1 pseudogene is annotated in these 785 nt (G+C 59.6%); it reads left to right on the forward strand.

What is annotated here, in order from left to right:
* A pseudogene (locus IEY49_RS21640) lies at window positions 1–785 on the forward strand (IS630 family transposase); the annotation flags it as partial.

Consider the following 785-nt stretch of genomic DNA (forward strand, 5'->3'; position numbering starts at 1 on the left):
CTTCAGGCCACGGTGGCCAGCGGTCCAGCCTCACGGCTCACGGCAGAGCAAGGGGAGCAGTTGCGCACCCTCCGGAGGGAGGGTGCTGTGCATCACGGCTTTGGGGATGAAACCTGGACGACCCGCCGTGTCAGCGAATTGATTGGCCGGCACTTCGATGTCTGGTACCACCATGACCATGTCCGGCACATCCTGCGCCGGTTGGGCTTTAACCCCGCAGATGCCCGATGGTCGGGCGGCAGAACGCAATGAACTTCGGATCGCCAGCTGGAAGGAACAGGTGTCTCCAGAGTTGGAAAAAAAAGGTTGCTGAGGGCGCCACGCTCGTCTACCTCGATGAGGTGGGGTTTGCCCTGAAAGGGGTCCGCGAACTGGGAGAAGCTCTCCACCATTGGGGCGATCACGTCGGGTGGGCAGTTCTTGCAGAACACCAAGACAGGTGCAATCCGCAGTGGGGATGTGGTCCACTTTTTTCAGCACCTCCTGCGCCATGTGCCTGGGGAGCTTGTGGTGGTGCTGGACAATGCGGGCATCCATCGGGCCAAAGCCGTGCAGGCGTTTGTGGCGAGCCACAAACGCCTGTCACTGGTGTATTTGCCGCCGTATGCTCCCGAGCTGAACCCTATTGAGCTGGTGTGGGCGTATGTGAAGCGCCATGTCCTGGGGAATTTTTGCGCTTGCACCTTGATGGCTTTGAAGGAGAAGCTGACTGGCGCGTGGCAACGTGTCCGGTATGTAGACCTCCCACAACACCTGATGGGTGCAAACCTACGCCGTGATCAATA

The sequence above is a fragment of the Deinococcus malanensis genome, assembly GCF_014647655.1.
GTDB classification, from domain to species: Bacteria; Deinococcota; Deinococci; order Deinococcales; family Deinococcaceae; genus Deinococcus; species Deinococcus malanensis.